A 16,635-nucleotide genomic window follows, 5' to 3' on the forward strand; every position below is an offset into this window, starting at 1 on the left:
AACGGGGCTCGACGTAGAGCGACAGCTTGTCAGGTCGTGGCGGTAACTTGTGATTGTAAGTTAAATGCGCATTTTATCAGATATATAGAGGCAAGGGCGCAATCGTTGGTCTAGCGCTCGCGATCGACGGGACGGCGAGGGGCGTCGTTTCGACAGCGATCGGAACAATATCGCACCTGTTCCCAGTCGCGCGCCCATTTCTTCCGCCATGCGAACGGGCGCTGGCACACCACGCACGTCTTCGTCGGCAGGTGCGGCTTGCGGTGCGTCATGGCGTCGCGCGTCGCAGCGGGGCGCGATCGGCAAGGTCGTTGCGGATCGTCGTCGCCGCCACGCCGCCTTCGCCCATCGCATGGCTGATCTGGTCCAGCCCGAGCACGACATCGCCCGCGGCATACAGGCCGGGCACGGCGGTGCGCTGGTGCGCGTCGACGATCATGCAGCCGTCGGGGCTGGTCGCGGCACCCAGCATCGCCGCCAGCCCGGAATGGATCGCGGACCCGAGCGCCGGATAGGCGGTGTCGAAGCGCCGTCCGCCGATCACGATCGCCGCGTCCGCCAGCGCGATCGCACCGCACGGCTCGCCGGCGAGCGTCACGCCCGCCTCCGCCAGCGTCGCGCGGGCCGTATCGTCCAGGTCGTGCCCGCGCTCGGGCGCGATCAGCGTGACGTCGGCGGTATAGCCGCGCAGGAACAGCGCTTCCCGCACCCCCCGCTCGCCGGTGCCGATCACCGCGACGCGCCGGTCGGTCACCTCATAGCCGTCGCAGATCGGACAATAGCGCAGCAGCCCGCGCGCCAGCGCCGCGTCGTGCATCGCCTCGTCCATCGCCGGGCGATGGTTGGTGACCCCCGTCGCCAGCAGCACCGCGCGCGCGGTGACGGCGTGCGCGCCCGCGGTGGCGATGAACCGGTCGGCGACGCGCGCCAGCGCGGTCACCTCGGCAGCGATCGTGCGCGCGCCATAGCGTTCGGCCTGGTCGCGCATCCGCCGCACCAGCTCAGCGCCGGCGATGCCCTCGGGAAAGCCGGCATGGTTGCGCGTCTTCGGGATCAGCGTCGCGCGCCCACCGCCGCGATCGACCACCGTCACGCGCAGGTGGAAGCGTGCGAGATAGATCGCCGCGGTCAGCCCCGCCGGGCCGCCGCCGACGATCAGCACGTCCGTTTCGTCCTCGCTCGCCATCGGCGCGGCAACGGCGCGGCCGCGGCGCGGTTCCGCGTCAGGCGGTCCAGGGCGTCAGGTCGTCCTCCGCCCCGATCAGCGCGAGGCCGTGCGCGATCGAGGTTAGCTCGCCCCCGGTCGCGATCCGCGCCTCGCCGAACAGGCGCCGGAACATCGCGCGGATCGCGGGGATCAGCGACGACCCGCCGGTCAGGAACACGCGGTCGATCGCCGCGGCTGGTAGAGCGGCCTTCGCCAGCGCGGCGTCCATCGCCGCCTCGATCCGGTGCAGGTCGTTCGCGATCCACCCCTCGAACGCGTCGCGGCGCACCTCCGTCTCGATCGTCACGCCGCCGCCGTCGAAGCGGAACGGCGCGACCTCCGCGTCCGACAGCGCGCGCTTCACGCGGCCCACCGCGTCGTAGAGCGGGAAGCCCTGCTCATTCTCGATCAGCGCGATCATTCGCCCGAGCGCGGCGGGGTCGAGCGCGTCGCGCTGAAGCCGGCGCAACTCCTCCAGCGTCCGCCGGTTGCGCATCATCGCGAGGCGCGACCAATCGGCCACGTCGCTGAAATAGCCGCCGGGAATCTCCAGCAGCTTGCCCATCGAGCGATATTGCCCGCCCTTGCCGAGCAGCGGCAGCACCAGCTGCGTCACGATGCGCTGGTCGAAGCGGTCGCCCGCGATCCCCACGCCCGCGCTGGCGAGCGGCACGCATCGCCGCGCCGCGCCCGGCTCCGCCACGCGCACGATCGAGAAATCGGTGGTGCCGCCGCCGAAGTCCGCGACCAGGATCGTCGCCGGCTCGGTCAGCCGCGTGGCATAGCTGTGCGCCGCGCCGAGCGGTTCATAGACATAATGTATCTCCGCCCCGAACTCCTTGAGCATCAGGTCGTAGCGGTTGCGCGCCAGCGCCGCGTCCGCCCGCGCCCCGGCATATTCGACCGGCCGCCCGACGACGACGCGCGCCGGGCGATCGGCGAGCTGCCCGCCGGCATGCGCCACCAGTTTCTGAAGCAGCAGCCGGCCCATATCCTCGAACCGGAACGGCTTGTTGAAGATCAGCGCGCGCTCGAACAGCGGGCTGGCGGCGACGCTCTTGAACGACTGGATGAAGCGGCTGTCGAGCGGCGACTGGAGATATTCCTCGATCGCCCACGGTCCGCCCTCGCTGGCGATGCCGTTCCACCCGCGCTCGTCCTCCCAGAAGCACAGCGCGGAGCGGAACACCGCGCCGGTCGCGGCCTCGCCCGCGAAGTCGATCAGGTGCGACCCGCCGGCGCCGTCGGCCGCGGCGACGACGGTGTTGGTGGTGCCGAAGTCGAGCCCGAGCGCAACGTGATCCTTGGTCACGCGGATGCTCCCGATGGTGCGAAAGGGCGGCGCCTATCGCACGCCGCGGCGATGCGCGCAACGATGGACGCGCGGCGCAAACCGGCTACACATCCGCCCCCATAAAAGGGGAGCAATTCCATGATGTTTCGTACCGCGTCCGCGATCGGCCTGTGCCTGTTCGCCGCCCATGTCGCCGCCGCCGCCTCCGGGCAGGTGGCACCGCCTGCGCCGACCCCGGTCGAACAGACGCAGGCGCCCGAGAACGAGGTGACGCCCGCGGCGCCGACACCGGCCCCGTCGCCGGCCGCAGCCGCGACGCCGGCCGCCACGCCCGACAAGCCCGCGAAATGGGACGTCAACGCACCGCGCGGCCTGTCGCTGAAGGAGGTGCGGATCGACACCGACGAAGGCAGCTGGATGAACGTCGACGTGTCGCCGGACGGCCGCACGATCGCGTTCGACCTGCTGGGCGACATCTATACGATGCCGGTCGCGGGCGGCACGCCGACGCGGATCGCGTCGGGCCTCGCGTTCGAGCATCAGCCGCGCTTCTCCCCCGACGGGCGCCGCATCGCCTTCACCTCCGATCGCGGCGGGGGCGACAACATCTGGATCATGAACGTCGACGGCAGCGACAAGAGGCAGGTGACGAAGGAGGACTTCCGCCTGCTCAACCAGCCGACGTGGAGCCCGGACGGCCGCTTCATCGCCGCCAAGAAGCATTTCACCACCGGCCGCTCGCTCGGCACCGGGGAGGTCTGGCTCTACCACGTCTCCGGCGGCAGCGGGGTGCAACTGGTCAAGCGCGCCAGCGAGGTGTTGCAGAAAGAACTGGGCGAGCCGGTCTATGCGCCCGACGGCAAGAGCCTCTATTACACCCGCAACGTCTCGCCCGGGCCGATCTTCGAATATGCGCAGAACTCGCGCACCGATCTGTTCGATATCGAACGCTACGACATCGACACCGGCGAGGTGGAGACCGCGGTCAGCGGGGTCGGTGGGTCGGTGCGCCCGACGCCCAGCCGCGACGGCAAGCGGATCGCGTTCGTCCGGCGCGAGGACAATCGCTCGAAACTATGGGTGAAGGATCTCGCCACCGGCGTCGAGCGGATCGTCTATGACGCGCTCGACCGCGATGTGCAGGAGACATGGGCGGTCACCGGCGTCTATCCGAACATGGCGTGGACGCCGGACGATCGCGCGATCGTCTTCTGGGCCGGCGGGAAGCTGCGCCGCGTCGGTGCGGACGGCAGCGGCGCGGCGGTGATCCCGTTCCGCGTCGCCGATACCCGCGTCGTGGCGAACGCGACCCACCCGGCGGTCGAGGTCGCGCCCGACCGCATCGTCACGAAGATGCCGCGCTGGGCCAGCGTCTCGCCGGATGGACGGCAGGTGGTGTTCGAGACGCTGGGGCATCTGTGGGTGAAGCCGATGGCGGGCGGCGCGGCGCGCCGGCTGACGCGCGGCGGCACCGAAGAGATGGAGCTGTTCCCCAGCTGGTCGCGCGACGGGCGGCAGATCGTCTTCGTCGGTTGGACCGACGCCGGTCTGGGACAGGTGAAGACCGTCGCCGCGGCCGGCGGCACGCCGCGTACCGTGACGACGGTGGCGGGCCATTACAGCCGCCCGCGCTTCTCCCCCGATGGCGCCACGATCGTGTTCGAGCAGGGACAGGGCGGCGGGCTGACCGCGGCGCGCGGCAACCCCGGCACGGGCGCGTATCGCGTCGCCGCATCGGGCGGCGCGCCGGTCAGGATCGCGCGCGATGCCGCCGCGCCGCAGTTCGGCGCCGGCAACGACCGGGTCTTCCTGCTGACCAGCGACAAGGGCAAGCGCCGGCTGGTCAGCACCGACCTGAACGGCCGCGACGAGCGCATCCATGCCACCGGCGAACTGGTCAACGATTACCAGCTGTCGCCGCGCGGCGATTATGTCGCCTTCCGCCAGAATTACGAGGCGTTCGTGATGCCGCTGCTGCCCGGGCGGCAGGCGGTCGAGGTCGATATGAAGGGCGGGGCGCTGCCGGTGACGCGCGTCAGCGCGGAGGGGGCGGACTTCCTCCACTGGTCCGACGACGGGCGCCGCGTCCACTGGAGCATGGGGCCGACGCTCTACTCCGCCGATACCGCCGCGCTGTTCGCCACTGCGCCGAAGGGGGAGTGGGCGCCGACCTTCGCGACCCCGCGCACCGGCCTGTCGCTGTCGATGGAGGTGCCGGCCGCGAAGCCGGCCGCGACGGTCGCGCTGACCGGCGCGCGCGTCGTGACGATGTCCCGCGACGACGGCGGCATCATCGACGATGCGACGATCCTGATCCGCGGCGACCGCATCGTCGCGGTCGGGCCGCGTGCCTCGGTCGCGATCCCGGCGGGCGCGATCACGGTCGATGCCGCGGGCAAGACGATCATCCCAGGGCTGGTCGACGCCCATGCCCACGGGCCGCAGGGCGAGGACGGGCTGGTGCCGCAGCAGAACTGGAACGCGATGGCCAATCTCGCCTTCGGCACCACGACGGTCCACGATCCGTCGTCGCGCTCGGCGGAGATCTTCCCCGCCGCCGAGATGCAGCGCGCCGGGCTGCGCCTCCAGCCGCGCACCTTCTCCACCGGCGAGGTGATCTATGGCGCGAAGTCGCCCGACGTCTATGCGCAGATCGACCGATATGAGGACGCGCTGGCCGACGTCCGCCGGCTGAAGGCGCAGGGCGCCAACAGCGTCAAGAACTACAACCAGCCGCGCCGCGAGCAGCGCCAGATGGTGGTCGCCGCGGCGCAGGCGGAGGGGATGACGGTGGTGCCGGAGGGCGGGTCGCTGTTCACGCAGGACGTGACGCTGGTGCAGGACGGCAACTCGACCGTCGAGCACAATGTCCCGCTGGAGCATTTCTACGCCGACCTGATCCAGCTCTGGGCGCAGACGACGGTGCGCTACACGCCGACGCTGGTGGTCGCCTATGGCGGTCCCGCGGGCGACCCCTATTGGCGCGCGCATATGGACGTGTGGCGCCACCCGCTGCTCACCCGCCATGCACCGCCCGCCGCGCTCGCCGCGCAGAACGCGCGCCGCGAGATCGCGCCGGAGGAGGATTATGTCGACGGCGCCACCGCGCGCGAGGCGAGGAAGCTGGCCGACAAGGGTGTGCTGGTGTCGATCGGCGCGCACGGGCAGCAGCCGGGACTGGGCGCGCATTGGGAGATGTGGAGCTTCGTGCGCGGCGGGTTCACGCCGGTGCAGGCCTTGCGCGCCGCGACGATCGCCCCCGCGACCGCGCTGGGTTACGCGCGCGACATCGGCTCGATCGAGGTCGGCAAGCTCGCCGATCTGGTAGTGCTCGACGCCGATCCCACGGTGGACATTCGCAACAGCGACAAGGTGGCGCGCGTGATGCTGGGCGGGCGGCTGTACGATGCCGCGACGCTCAACGAGGTCGCGACGGGGAACTGGCGGCGGCAGCCCTATTGGTGGGAAGGGGCGGCGGGCGGCCGCGGCGCCGGCGCGAGCGTCACGACGACGCACGGACATGGCGACTGGGGGCGGGACTGACGCACCTTCCTCACCCCTCCCCTTCAGGGGAGGGGCAGGGGTGGGGAGGGCCTCGCAGAGACCTTCGCCCGTGACCGCCCCACCCCAACCCAGTGTCAGGTAAACGATGCCCCGCATCGTTTACCTGACACTCCTGAAGGGGAGGGGCTTTTGGCTGGCGCGTTCGACCCATGTTTACTGTTCTACCGCCCTTTATACGCTATGGCAGGTCCGAACCCTTACGGAATCGCAACGATGCGTCTCGCTACCGCCTGCCTCCTCCTCGCCGTCACCACCCCCGCCGCCGCACAGACGCTGAAACCCCTCGCCGAGGTCCGCCTGCGCGAGGAGCATGTCGCGCAGGACGGGCTGCCGCAGGAGTCGGACGCCGTCACCATGCGCGTCCGCACCGGGGTGGAGGCGACGCAGGGCCGCTGGTCGGCGCTGGCGGAGGCACAGGGCAATCTCGCGATCGTCGGCGATTATTACGACGGGATCGAAGGGGCGGCGATGGTCCGCCCGCTGATCGGCGATCCGCAGAGCGTCGCACTGTATCGCGCGCAGCTCCAGTATCGCGCGCCCGGTGCCACCATCACCGCCGGGCGGCAGCGGATCATGCTGGACGACGAGCGCTTCGTCGGCGCCGCCGCGATCCGCAACAACGGCCAGACCTTCGACGCCGTGCGCGCGCAGCTGGAGCCGGTGAAGGGGGTCAAGGCCGACGTCAGCTATGTCTGGAACGTGCGCACGGTCTGGGGGATCGACGGCGCGGGGGTGCGGCCGCGCTCGATCGACGGCGACACCGTCCTCGCGAGGCTGGGGGTCGCCACCCCGATCGGCACCGTGACCGCGTTCGCCTATCTGCTCGACTTGGACGAGGCGGCGTTGCAGGGCTTCCGCCTGTCGAGCCAGACCTATGGCGCGCGGCTGGCGGGATCGCGCGCGATCGGCCGCGCGAAACTGGCGTGGCAGGCAAGCCACGCGCGCCAGTCCGATTACGCGCGCAACCCCAATCGCTACAGCGCCGACTATTGGCTGGCGGATGTCGCGCTCGACCTGAATGGGCCGCGGGTCGGCGCGGGCTATGAGGTGCTGGGCGCCGATGATGGCCGCGCGCTGACCAGCTTCCAGACCCCGCTCGCCGCGATCTTCAAGTTCCAGGGCTGGGCCGACAAGTTCACCACCACGCCTGCGGACGGCATCCGCGACCTGTATGCCAGCACCGGCTGGGGCTGGAAGCAGGTCGGGCGCTGGAGCGGCGTGTCGGTGCAGGCGGTGTATCACCGTTTCGACAGCGACCGCGCGGTGCGCCGCTATGGCGACGAGGTCGACCTGCTGGCGACCGGCAAGCTGGGCCATACGCTCGCCACCATCCGCTACGCCGATTATCAGGCGAAGGGGTTCGGCGCGGATACGCAGAAGCTGTGGTTGCAGCTGGACTGGGTGCTTTAGACTTCATCTTAAGCCCCTTCCCTTCAGGGGAGGGGTGGGGGGTGGGGCAGTCAAGGGCGATGGTCTCTGCGAGGCTCACCCCACCCCAACCCCTCCCCTGAAGGGGAGGGGCTTAGAGGAAGTCTTTCCACCATCGCCCCGCATTCCTATCCTGTCGCGATCACGATAGGACGACCCGATGACCTCGACCCTGCTCGACCCGCTGGCGCTGCCGGACTTCACCGCGCTCACCCCCGACGCCATCGCCCCCGCGCTCGACGCCGCGATCGCGCGCCATGCCGACGCGGTCGCCGCCGTCACCCGCGACCGGCCGACGACGTTCGATCAGGCATGGCTGCCGCTGGAGCGCGCCGAGGCGGCGATCGATGCCTTGTGGTCCGCGGTGTCGCACCTGCGCGGCGTGGCGGACACGCCGGAACTGCGCGCCGCGCACGCCGCGGGGCAGGAGAAACTCGTCCAGCATTCGATGGCGGTGGCACAGAATCGCGATTTGTACGAGGTGCTGACCGCGCTTCAGGCCTCGCCCGCCTTTGCCGATCTGCCGCAGGCGGATCGCGTCGCGGTGGAACATGCGATCCGCGACTTCACGCTGGCCGGCGTCGCGCTGGAGGAGGCGGAGCGCGACCGCTTCGCCGCGATCTCGGTCGAATTGTCGACGCTCTCGACCGATTTCGGCAGCGCGCTGCTGGATGCGACCGACGCCTGGGGCGAGCATATCACCGACGAGGCGCGGCTCGCCGGCCTGTCGGACGCGGACAAGGCGATGTTCGCCGCCGCGGCGCAGGCCAAGGGGCGCGACGGCTGGCTGGTCACGCTCCAGATGCCCAGCGTCAATGCGGTGCTGACCTTCGCAGAGGATCGCGACCTGCGCGCCGCCGTCTATCGCGCCTATGGCACGCGCGCGTCGGATCAGGGGCCGAACGCGGGCGAGTATGACAACGGCCCGCGCATCGCGCGCATCCTCGACCTGCGGCGCGAGGCGGCGAAGCTGCTGGGCTTTCCCGATCCGGTCGCGCTGTCGCTGGAAACCAAGATGGCGCCCAATGCGGGTGAGGTGCTGGCCTTCCTGCGCGATCTCGGCAAGCGCGCGCGTCCGGCGGCGGAGCGCGACCTGGCGCAATTGCGCGCCTTCGCCGCGGAGACGCTGGGGATCGACGATTTCCAGCCATGGGACGCGGGGTTCGCCGCCAACCGCCTGCGGCAGGCGCGCTACGCGGTCGACGAGCAGGAGGTGCGCGGATACTTTCCGGTCGCGCGCGTCACCGCCGGGTGGCAGGCGCTGCTGGGGCGGCTGTTCGGGATCAGGCTGGTGGAGCGCGACGACGTGCCGCTCTACCATCCCGACGCACGCTATTTCGACGTGGTGGACGATGCCGGCGAGGTCTTCTCCGGCCTGTACTTCGATCTCCACGCCCGCCCGGGCAAGCGCGGCGGCGCGTGGATGGCGCAGGCGCGCCCGCGGCTGCGCGACGGCAATATGGTGCGCGTGCCGGTCGCCTATCTGGTGTGCAATTTCGCGCCGGTCAGCGACGCCGCGCCGTCGCTGCTGAGCCATAACGATGTCGTCACGCTGCTGCACGAGACGGGGCATTGCCTCCACCATCTGTTCACGCGCGTCGATCGCCCGTCGATCGCGGGCACCAGCGGGTTCGAATGGGACGCGGTCGAACTTCCCAGCCAGCTGATGGAGGATTTCGCCTGGGACCGCGACGTGCTGACCGGCATGTCCGGCCACCATGCCACCGGCGCGCCGCTGCCGCCGGAGCTGTTCGAGAAGATGGTCGCCGCGCGTCGCTTCCAGTCGGGCATGTTCATCGTGCGCCAGCTGGAATTCGCGTTGTTCGACCTGCTGCTCCATCTCGGCACGCTGGGCAGCGACCCGATGGAGGTGATCGACGCGGTGCGCGACGAGGTGGCGGTGATCCGCCCGCCCGAATGGCACCGCTTCCCGCACGGCTTCGCGCATATCTTCGCGGGCGGCTATGCGTCCGGCTATTACAGCTATCTGTGGGCGGAGGTGCTGGCCGCGGACGGCTTCCTGCGCTTCGCCGAGGCGGGGCTGGTCGATCGCGCGACGGGCACCGCCTTTCGTGAGGAAGTTCTGGCGAAGGGCGCGACGCGGCCCGCGGCTGACAGCTTCCGCGCGTTCCGCGGGCGCGATGCCGATCCCACCGCGATGCTCGCACGGCACGGTCTGCTGGACGTCGCCGAGCAATGAGCATCCTGATCCTCACCACCGGCGGCACGATCGACAAGCTCTATTTCGACGCGCTGAGCGAATATCAGATCGGCGACAGCGTGGTGGAGCGGCTGCTGCGCACCGCGCGCGTCGCGCCGGCGTTCCGCGTGCAGGAGCTGATGCGCAAGGACAGCCTGGAACTGACCGACGACAACCGCGCCGCGATCGCGGCCGCGGTGCGGGACGCGCCGGAGGAGCGCGTCATCATCACCCATGGCACCGATACGATGACCGATACCGCGCATGCGCTGGCGGCTGGCGAGGGCAAGACGGTGGTGCTGGTCGGCGCGCTGGCCCCGGCGCGCTTCGCGGAGAGCGACGCGACGTTCAACCTGGGCATGGCCTTCGCCGCGGTGCAGGTGGCGGGGCCGGGGGTGTGGATCGCGATGAACGGCACGATCTTCGACGGCGCGAAGGTGCGCAAGGACCGCTCGATCAACAGCTTCGTGGCGGTATGACGACGCGTCACCGTCGCGCCAAAGCGGGACCCCGGGTCAAGCCCGGGGTGACGGTCGTGGCGAGCGCTTCGCTACCCAAACCCTCACCGTCATGCCGGGCTCGTCCCGGCATCCAGGGTTTCTCGCGCCTCACAGCGGTTAGGGCGCGCCGCCCTGGACCCCGGAACAAGTCCGGGGTGACGTAGTTTGGGGAGCTACCCCGCGCACCTTACCGCGCGCACGTATCCCCGGCCCCGGCGTCCAGATCGAGGCACCGCCCGTCCAGCCCCGACACCGGCAGTCCGATCGTCGCCGCCAGTGTCGGCGCGATGTCGACCGTCTCGACCGACAGCGGCTGTTCGAACCCGGTCATCCCCTTGCGCCAGAACAGGATCGGCACGCGGCGGTCGTAGTCCCACGGGCTGCCGTGCGTCTCGACATAATAAGGCGCGGGCGCGATGATCGAGGTGACGCGCGGGCGGGTCAGCACGATCAGGTCGCCCGAGCGCCCCGCCATGTACGACGCGCGCGTGCGTTCCAGCAGCGTCCAGCTCTCCGGCGGGGTGGTCGCCATCGGCGTCGCCATGATCTCCGCGCCGGTATAGGCGGCGGCGATCTGCGGCATCGCCTGGTAGCGGCGCTTGGCGGCGGCGAGCACCGCGTCGCGCCGCGCCGCGGGCACGGTATCGGCGACATAGATGTCGCCCTCCGCGCCGCCCAGCAGGACCGCGCCGCTCACCCCCAGTTCCTGCCCGATCGCCGCGCCGACGCCCTTCGCCACGGCGGCGGGATCGAGGTGCGTCTCCATCGGCATCGCGCGCTGCTGCTGTCGCTCGGTCATGTCGTGCGCGCCGTGATCGGCGGTCAGCATCACCTCGTAATCGATGTTCCACGCGTCGAGCTGCGCCAGGAACGCGCCGATCGTCTGGTCGAGCTGGTCCATCTGGATGCACATCTCGGACCCCTGCGTGCCACGCGAATGACCGATATAGTCGGTCGCCGACGCGCCGATCGCGATCAGATCGGTGGCCGGGCCCTGCCCCAGCTTCATGTCCTGGATCAGCCCGGCGGCCAGCGCGAAGACCGCGCCGTCCAGCGCGGGCGAGGCGCGGAACGCCTTGGCGTCGCCCGCCGCGCGTTCGAACCGGCCGGTGCCCAGCGTCTGCTCGCCGACCGCGATCGGCTGCGACAGCGCCTTGCAATAGCCCGGCAGCGGCAGTGCCGCCTGCGGTGCGGCGAGCAGCGCGGCGACCGCGGCATTGGCGCGGGTGACGACCGGCGTCTCCTTGCGCCCGGCGAGCGAGATGAAGCGCTGGCCGCCCCAGAACCACATCTGGTCGGTATTGTGCCCGCCCATCATGATCGCGGCGCGGTCCTTCCCCGCCACCGCGACGACGCGCGCCTGCGGATTGGCGCGCTTCATCATGTCGCCCAGCGTCGGCACCTTCAGGTGCAGGTCGCTCGGCATGTAATTGTCGTGGTCGCTGCCCGCGACGCGCTCGTCCTCCGCGCAATAGACGGTCTTGTCGGCGCGCCCGGCCTTCTGGTCGATCCAGCTATTGGCGATGATCCCGGTATGCGCGGGGCGCATGCCGGTCAGGATCGTCGAATGGCCCGGGCACGTCTCGGTCGCGGCATGGCTCTGATAGCCGGCGGGGAACACCACGCCGCCGGCCAGCCGCGCCATGCCGTCGCTGAAGCGATTACGATATTGCGCGAACAGGTCGGCCGAGAATTGATCGACCGAGATCGCGACGATCAGCTTCGGCGGAGTACGCGGTGCCACCGGAGCGGCAGGTGCGGGTGCCGTCTGCGCCAGCGCGGGGGCGGCTACGCTGGTCAGCAAAGGAGGGGTCAGCAGGGCGGCGGCGAGAAGCGCTTTCATGGGGCGGGCCTGATGCAAGAGGAAGCGGTTGCGGCTATGAGCCGTGGATGATGGTCAGGCAAGCTGTGCGCGCGGCGCTTTTCATCCTCATGACAGCCTGTCTGGCGCTGCCCGCGGCCGCGCAGCAGTCGCGCCATGTCGCGATCGAGCTGGTCGCCGAAAGCACGACCCCCGCCGCGGGGCGCGAGGTGGCGCTGGCGTTCGCCGCGACGCCGCAGCCGGGCTGGCACGGCTATTGGAAGAACCCCGGCGACGCGGGTGTCGAGACGCGCGTCGCCTGGACGCTGCCTGCCGGCGTCACCGCCGCGCCGCTCGACTATCCGGTGCCGCAGCGGCTGATCGTCGCGGGGTTGATGAACCATGTCTATGAAAAGCCGTGGGCGCTGCTGACGCGGCTCGCGCTGCCCGCTGGCCTCGCGCCCGGCACGCGGCTGCCGATCAGCGCCAGACTCGACTATCTCGTCTGCACCACCGAGATCTGCGTGCCCGAGACGCGGACGCTGTCGACCGTGCTGACCGTGGGCGACGGCGCGGTGGCGCCCGCCACGCGCGCGCGTTTCGACGCATGGCGCACCGCGCTGCCGCGCCCGCTCGATGCCGCCGCGACATGGCAGCGCGCGGGCGACCGTTTCCGCCTGTCGGTGCCCTATCCGCGCGATGCGGCGCTGGGCGAGGCGTATTTCTATCCCGCCGCCGCGGGCGCGACCGATTACCCCGCGCCGCAGACGGTGACGCGCGACGGCGACCGCCTCGTCATCGAGACGAAGGGCGCGGCCACACCCGCGACCGGCACGATCGCGGGCGTGCTGGCGACGGGCGGGGGGCGCGGCCTCTCGATCGTCGCGCAGCCGGGCGAGGTGGCGCCGCCGCGTACCGGCACCGACTGGCAGGCGGCGCTGCTGGCGTTCGCGGGCGCGGTGCTGGGCGGCGTGCTGCTCAACGTCATGCCGTGCGTCTTCCCGATCCTCAGCCTCAAGGCGCTCGGCCTCGCGCGCTCGGGTGAGAGCGAGCGCCATGCGCGGGGCGAGGCGCTGGCCTATGCCGCGGGCGTCATCGCGGTATGTGTCGCGCTCGGCGCGCTGCTGCTGGGGCTGCGCGCGGGCGGGGCGAGCGTCGGCTGGGCGTTCCAGTTGCAGGATCCGCGCGTCATCGGCGTGCTGCTGCTGGTCACGGTCGCGATCGCGCTCAACCTCGCCGGGCTGTTCGAGCTGCCGACGCCGCAGTTCGCGGGGAAGGGCGGGGCGACCGGCGCGTTCATGACCGGCGCGCTCGCCGCCTTCGTCGCGACGCCGTGTACCGGGCCGTTCATGGCCGGCGCAATGGGGGCGGCGCTGGTGCTGCCCGCCGCCGCGGCGATGCTGGTGTTCGCGGGGCTGGGGCTGGGGATCGCATTGCCGTTCCTCGCCATCGGCTTCGTCCCCGCGCTGCGCCGGCGGCTGCCCAAACCGGGGGCATGGATGGGGCGCGTGCGGCGCATCCTGTCGGTGCCGATGTTCCTGACCGCGCTGGCGCTCGCCTGGGTATTGGGGCGGCAGGCCGGGGTGGACGGGATGACGCTGGGCCTCGCCGCCGCGCTGCTGCTGGCGCTGGCGCTGTGGATCGCGGGGCGGCGGCAGCTGGCGGGCGTGGCACGGGCTGGCTGGGTCGCGCTGGCAGGCGCGGCGCTGGCGACCGCCGCCGTCGCGACGATCCGCCCCGCCGCCAAGGAAACGGTCGCGCTCGCCGGGACCGAGCCGTTCGGCGAGGCGCGGCTTGCCGCGCTCCGCGCGCAGGGTCGCCCGGTCCTCGCCTATTTCACTGCCGACTGGTGCCTGACGTGCAAGGTGAACGAGAAGGCCGCGATCGAGACCGCCACCGCCGCCGACGCCTTCCGCCGCAACAAGGTGGCGGTGCTGGTCGGCGACTGGACCGACGGCGACCCGGTGCTGGGCCGCTTCATCGAGCGCCATAACCGCGCGGGCGTGCCGCTGTACCTCTTCTATCCCCCCGGCGCGGCCGAGCCGCGCGTGCTGCCGCAGGTCCTCACCCCGGCGATGCTCGCCGATCTTCGTTAATCGCGCTTGTGCAGCGCAGCAATGTGACGCAGCATGCGGCGGAATCGCAACATGAGCGTTACGGGGACCGATGGGGACACAGGCGTTCGACGAGGTCATGGGGGCGCCGGACGGCGGTGGCACCCGATCGCAACTGGCGGAGCTGCACCGCTGGCTGAGCGAAACGCCGCCCGACGAACTGCGACGACGACAGCATTCGGCCGAAACCACCTTCCGCCAGCTCGGCATCACCTTCGCCGTCTATGGCGAGAGCGAGGCGGGCGAGCGCATCATCCCGTTCGACATCGTGCCGCGCGTGTTCCTGGCCGACGAATGGTCGCGATTGTCGCAAGGGCTGATCCAGCGGGTCGAGGCGATCAACGCCTTCCTGGTCGACATCTATGGCGAGCGCCGCATCCTGAAGGAAGGCATCCTGCCGCCCGACCTGATCCTGGGCAATGCGCAGTTCCGTCCGGAGATCGCAGGCATCCGCCCGCCGCACGACGTGTGGGCGCATATCTGCGGGATCGATCTGGTCCGCACCGGGCCGGACGAATTCTACGTGCTGGAGGACAATGCCCGCACGCCCAGCGGCGTCAGCTACATGCTGGAAAACCGCGAGGCGATGGTGCGGCTGTGCCCGGAGCTGTTCTCCAAGTTCCGCGTCGCCGCGGTCGACAGCTACCCCGACATGCTGCTGGAGACGATGCGCTCGGTCGCGCCGCGCGGCGCGGTGCAGAACCCGACCTGCGTCGTGCTGACGCCCGGACATTATAACTCTGCCTATTACGAGCACAGTTTCCTCGCCGATTCGATGGGGATCGAGCTGGTCGAGGCGGCGGACCTCGTGGTCGACGACGACGTCGTCTATATGCGCACCATCGCCGGGCGCGTGAAGGTGGACGTGATCTATCGCCGCGTCGACGACGACTTCCTCGATCCGCTGGTCTTTCGCCCGGATTCGCTGCTGGGCGTGCCGGGGCTGATCGCGGCCTATGCCGCGGGCAATGTCGCGATCATCAACGCGCCGGGCAACGGCATCGCCGACGACAAGGCGATCTACAGCTACATGCCGGAGATCGTGAAATTCTACTCGGGTGGCGAGCCCCGGCTGCCCAATGTCGAGACCTATCGCTGCCGCGAGCCGCAGGCGCTCAAATACGTGCTCGATCACCTCGACCAATTGGTGGTCAAGCTGGTCGACGGGTCGGGCGGCTATGGCATGCTGGTCGGCCCCACCGCATCCAAGGCGGAGGTGGAGGTATTCCGCGCCGCGCTGATCGCCGAGCCGCAGCGTTATATCGCGCAGCCGACGCTGGCGCTGTCGACCGTCCCGACGCTCGCCGACAGCGGGCTGTGCCCACGCCATGTCGATTTCCGCCCGTTCGTGCTGACGGGGTCGCAGGGCGTGCGTGTGGTGCCCGGCGGGCTGACCCGCGTGGCGCTGCGCGAAGGGTCGCTGGTGGTCAATTCGTCGCAGGGTGGCGGGACCAAGGACAGTTTCGTGCTGATGGAGCCCTGTTCGGGCATGACCCAGACCATGCCCGGCATGACGCAGGGGATGGCGGGGATCGGCGGTCTGTCGGCGATGTCCCAGACGATCGGCGAAGGGGGGGCTTCCTGATGCTCAGCCGCACCGCCTCCTCGCTCTACTGGTTGGGCCGGTATATCGAGCGCGCCGATTTCATCGCGCGGCTGGTGGAGGCGACGCTGCGCCTCGACGTGCTGTCGACGCGCTCCGCCGGCGAGGATGCGTGGCGCTCCGCGCTGACCGTCACCGACACCGATGCCGGCTTCGCCGCGCGCGGGACGGACCTGTCGCGGGAGACGGTCGCGCGATTCCTGATCGGCGATGCGACCAACCCCGGTTCGATCCTGCGCAGCCTGGCGATGGCGCGCGACAATGCGCGTGCGGTGCGCACCGCGCTTAGCCGGGAGGCGTGGCAGGCGATCAACAGCGCCTGGCTGATCTTCGATCAGCGGATGAGCCGGCTCGATCCCACCGCGACGCTGGCGATCATGGATGCGGTGAAGGCGGAAACGCGCGGGTTCGAGGGCGCGCTGCACCGCATGCTGCGCAACCAGACGACGCTGTTCATCCGGCTGGGACAGGCGCTGGAGCGGACCGACAATACCGCCCGCCTGCTGGACGTGAAGTATCACATCCTGCTACCCGAAGGGGAGCGCGTCGGCGGCACCGTCGATCGCGACCAATGGACCACGATCCTGCAGACGGTGTCCGCCGTCACCGCCTATCGCTGGTTGTACAACGAGGGGTTGAAGCCCGCGAACGTGATCGACCTGCTGCTCAGCCGCGCCGAACTGCCGCGCAGCCTGGCCGCCTCCACCGAGGAGACGGTGGCGGTGCTGACCGCGCTGGCGCGCTCCAGCGGGATGCAGGGCGAGGCGGACCGGATGGCGCGCACGCGGCAGGCGCGCGTGGTGAAGACGCGCACCGGCGACGTCATCGCCGCCGGGCTGCACCAGCATCTCCAGGCGCTGATCGCGGAGAATGCGCTGCTCCACGAGGCGATCGGTCGCCAGTTCAAGTTCCATCACTAATGAT

Annotated in this window: 11 protein-coding genes; 7 read left to right on the forward strand and 4 right to left on the reverse strand. The window is 70.5% G+C overall.

What is annotated here, in order from left to right:
* Nucleotides 1-110: 110 nt before the first annotated feature.
* From PGN14_RS04805 to PGN14_RS04815, 3 genes are read right to left on the reverse strand one after another with little or no spacing between them, the layout of a single operon-like run.
* Nucleotides 111-272 (reverse strand): DUF2256 domain-containing protein, encoded by a 162-nt coding sequence (locus tag PGN14_RS04805; protein ID WP_335298290.1) that lies wholly within the window; start codon nucleotides 270-272, stop codon nucleotides 111-113.
* On the reverse strand, nucleotides 269-1,186 hold the full coding sequence (locus PGN14_RS04810) for an NAD(P)/FAD-dependent oxidoreductase (RefSeq protein WP_335298291.1): 918 nt from the start codon (nucleotides 1,184-1,186) through the stop codon (nucleotides 269-271). The genes PGN14_RS04805 and PGN14_RS04810 overlap by 4 nt, the downstream gene beginning before the upstream one ends.
* A 37-nt stretch (nucleotides 1,187-1,223) precedes the next feature.
* The gene (locus PGN14_RS04815; RefSeq protein WP_335298292.1) at nucleotides 1,224-2,519 is read right to left on the reverse strand and encodes an Hsp70 family protein; all 1,296 of its coding nucleotides are present in this window, start codon (nucleotides 2,517-2,519) and stop codon (nucleotides 1,224-1,226) included.
* A gap of 120 nt (nucleotides 2,520-2,639) precedes the next feature.
* Here PGN14_RS04815 and PGN14_RS04820 point away from each other — a divergent pair, with 120 nt between their 5' ends.
* From PGN14_RS04820 to PGN14_RS04835, 4 genes are all read left to right on the forward strand, one after another.
* The gene (locus PGN14_RS04820) at nucleotides 2,640-6,044 is read left to right on the forward strand and encodes an amidohydrolase family protein (RefSeq protein WP_335298293.1); all 3,405 of its coding nucleotides are present in this window, start codon (nucleotides 2,640-2,642) and stop codon (nucleotides 6,042-6,044) included.
* A gap of 234 nt (nucleotides 6,045-6,278) precedes the next feature.
* Entirely contained in the window at nucleotides 6,279-7,475 is a 1,197-nt protein-coding gene (locus PGN14_RS04825; protein ID WP_335298294.1) for an alginate export family protein, read from the forward strand.
* Between the two features lie 178 nt (nucleotides 7,476-7,653).
* The gene (locus PGN14_RS04830) at nucleotides 7,654-9,693 is read left to right on the forward strand and encodes a M3 family metallopeptidase (RefSeq protein ID WP_335298295.1); all 2,040 of its coding nucleotides are present in this window, start codon (nucleotides 7,654-7,656) and stop codon (nucleotides 9,691-9,693) included.
* On the forward strand, nucleotides 9,690-10,172 hold the full coding sequence (locus PGN14_RS04835; RefSeq protein ID WP_335298296.1) for an asparaginase domain-containing protein: 483 nt from the start codon (nucleotides 9,690-9,692) through the stop codon (nucleotides 10,170-10,172). Before PGN14_RS04830 ends, PGN14_RS04835 begins: the two co-directional genes overlap by 4 nt.
* 208 nt (nucleotides 10,173-10,380) lie before the next feature.
* Here the strand turns inward: PGN14_RS04835 and PGN14_RS04840 are convergent, their stop codons facing one another.
* Nucleotides 10,381-12,036, reverse strand: a complete 1,656-nt coding sequence (locus tag PGN14_RS04840) for an alkaline phosphatase family protein (RefSeq protein WP_335298297.1) — start codon at nucleotides 12,034-12,036, stop codon at nucleotides 10,381-10,383.
* A gap of 89 nt (nucleotides 12,037-12,125) precedes the next feature.
* On the opposite strand from PGN14_RS04840, the gene PGN14_RS04845 reads away from it, so the two are divergent.
* The 3 genes from PGN14_RS04845 (at nucleotide 12,126) to PGN14_RS04855 (ending at nucleotide 16,631) form a co-directional block, all read left to right on the forward strand.
* Complete coding sequence (locus PGN14_RS04845) at nucleotides 12,126-14,090, forward strand: protein-disulfide reductase DsbD family protein (protein ID WP_335298298.1); 1,965 nt, start codon at nucleotides 12,126-12,128, stop codon at nucleotides 14,088-14,090.
* A gap of 70 nt (nucleotides 14,091-14,160) precedes the next feature.
* The gene (locus tag PGN14_RS04850; protein ID WP_335298299.1) at nucleotides 14,161-15,693 is read left to right on the forward strand and encodes a circularly permuted type 2 ATP-grasp protein; all 1,533 of its coding nucleotides are present in this window, start codon (nucleotides 14,161-14,163) and stop codon (nucleotides 15,691-15,693) included.
* Entirely contained in the window at nucleotides 15,693-16,631 is a 939-nt protein-coding gene (locus PGN14_RS04855) for an alpha-E domain-containing protein (protein WP_335298300.1), read from the forward strand. Before PGN14_RS04850 ends, PGN14_RS04855 begins: the two co-directional genes overlap by 1 nt.
* Nucleotides 16,632-16,635: the final 4 nt, after the last annotated feature.

It is taken from the genome of Sphingomonas adhaesiva, from assembly GCF_036946305.1.
GTDB lineage: Bacteria > Pseudomonadota > Alphaproteobacteria > Sphingomonadales > Sphingomonadaceae > Sphingomonas > Sphingomonas adhaesiva_B.

Coding starts and splice junctions, on each gene's coding strand:
- PGN14_RS04805 (WP_335298290.1), bottom strand. CDS start 272: ATGACGCACCGCAAGCCGCACCTGCCGACGAAGACGTGCGTGGTGTGC.
- PGN14_RS04810 (WP_335298291.1), bottom strand. CDS start 1,186: ATGGCGAGCGAGGACGAAACGGACGTGCTGATCGTCGGCGGCGGCCCG.
- PGN14_RS04820 (WP_335298293.1), top strand. CDS start 2,640: ATGATGTTTCGTACCGCGTCCGCGATCGGCCTGTGCCTGTTCGCCGCC.
- PGN14_RS04825 (WP_335298294.1), top strand. CDS start 6,279: ATGCGTCTCGCTACCGCCTGCCTCCTCCTCGCCGTCACCACCCCCGCC.
- PGN14_RS04830 (WP_335298295.1), top strand. CDS start 7,654: ATGACCTCGACCCTGCTCGACCCGCTGGCGCTGCCGGACTTCACCGCG.
- PGN14_RS04835 (WP_335298296.1), top strand. CDS start 9,690: ATGAGCATCCTGATCCTCACCACCGGCGGCACGATCGACAAGCTCTAT.
- PGN14_RS04840 (WP_335298297.1), bottom strand. CDS start 12,036: ATGAAAGCGCTTCTCGCCGCCGCCCTGCTGACCCCTCCTTTGCTGACC.
- PGN14_RS04845 (WP_335298298.1), top strand. CDS start 12,126: ATGACAGCCTGTCTGGCGCTGCCCGCGGCCGCGCAGCAGTCGCGCCAT.
- PGN14_RS04850 (WP_335298299.1), top strand. CDS start 14,161: ATGGGGACACAGGCGTTCGACGAGGTCATGGGGGCGCCGGACGGCGGT.
- PGN14_RS04855 (WP_335298300.1), top strand. CDS start 15,693: ATGCTCAGCCGCACCGCCTCCTCGCTCTACTGGTTGGGCCGGTATATC.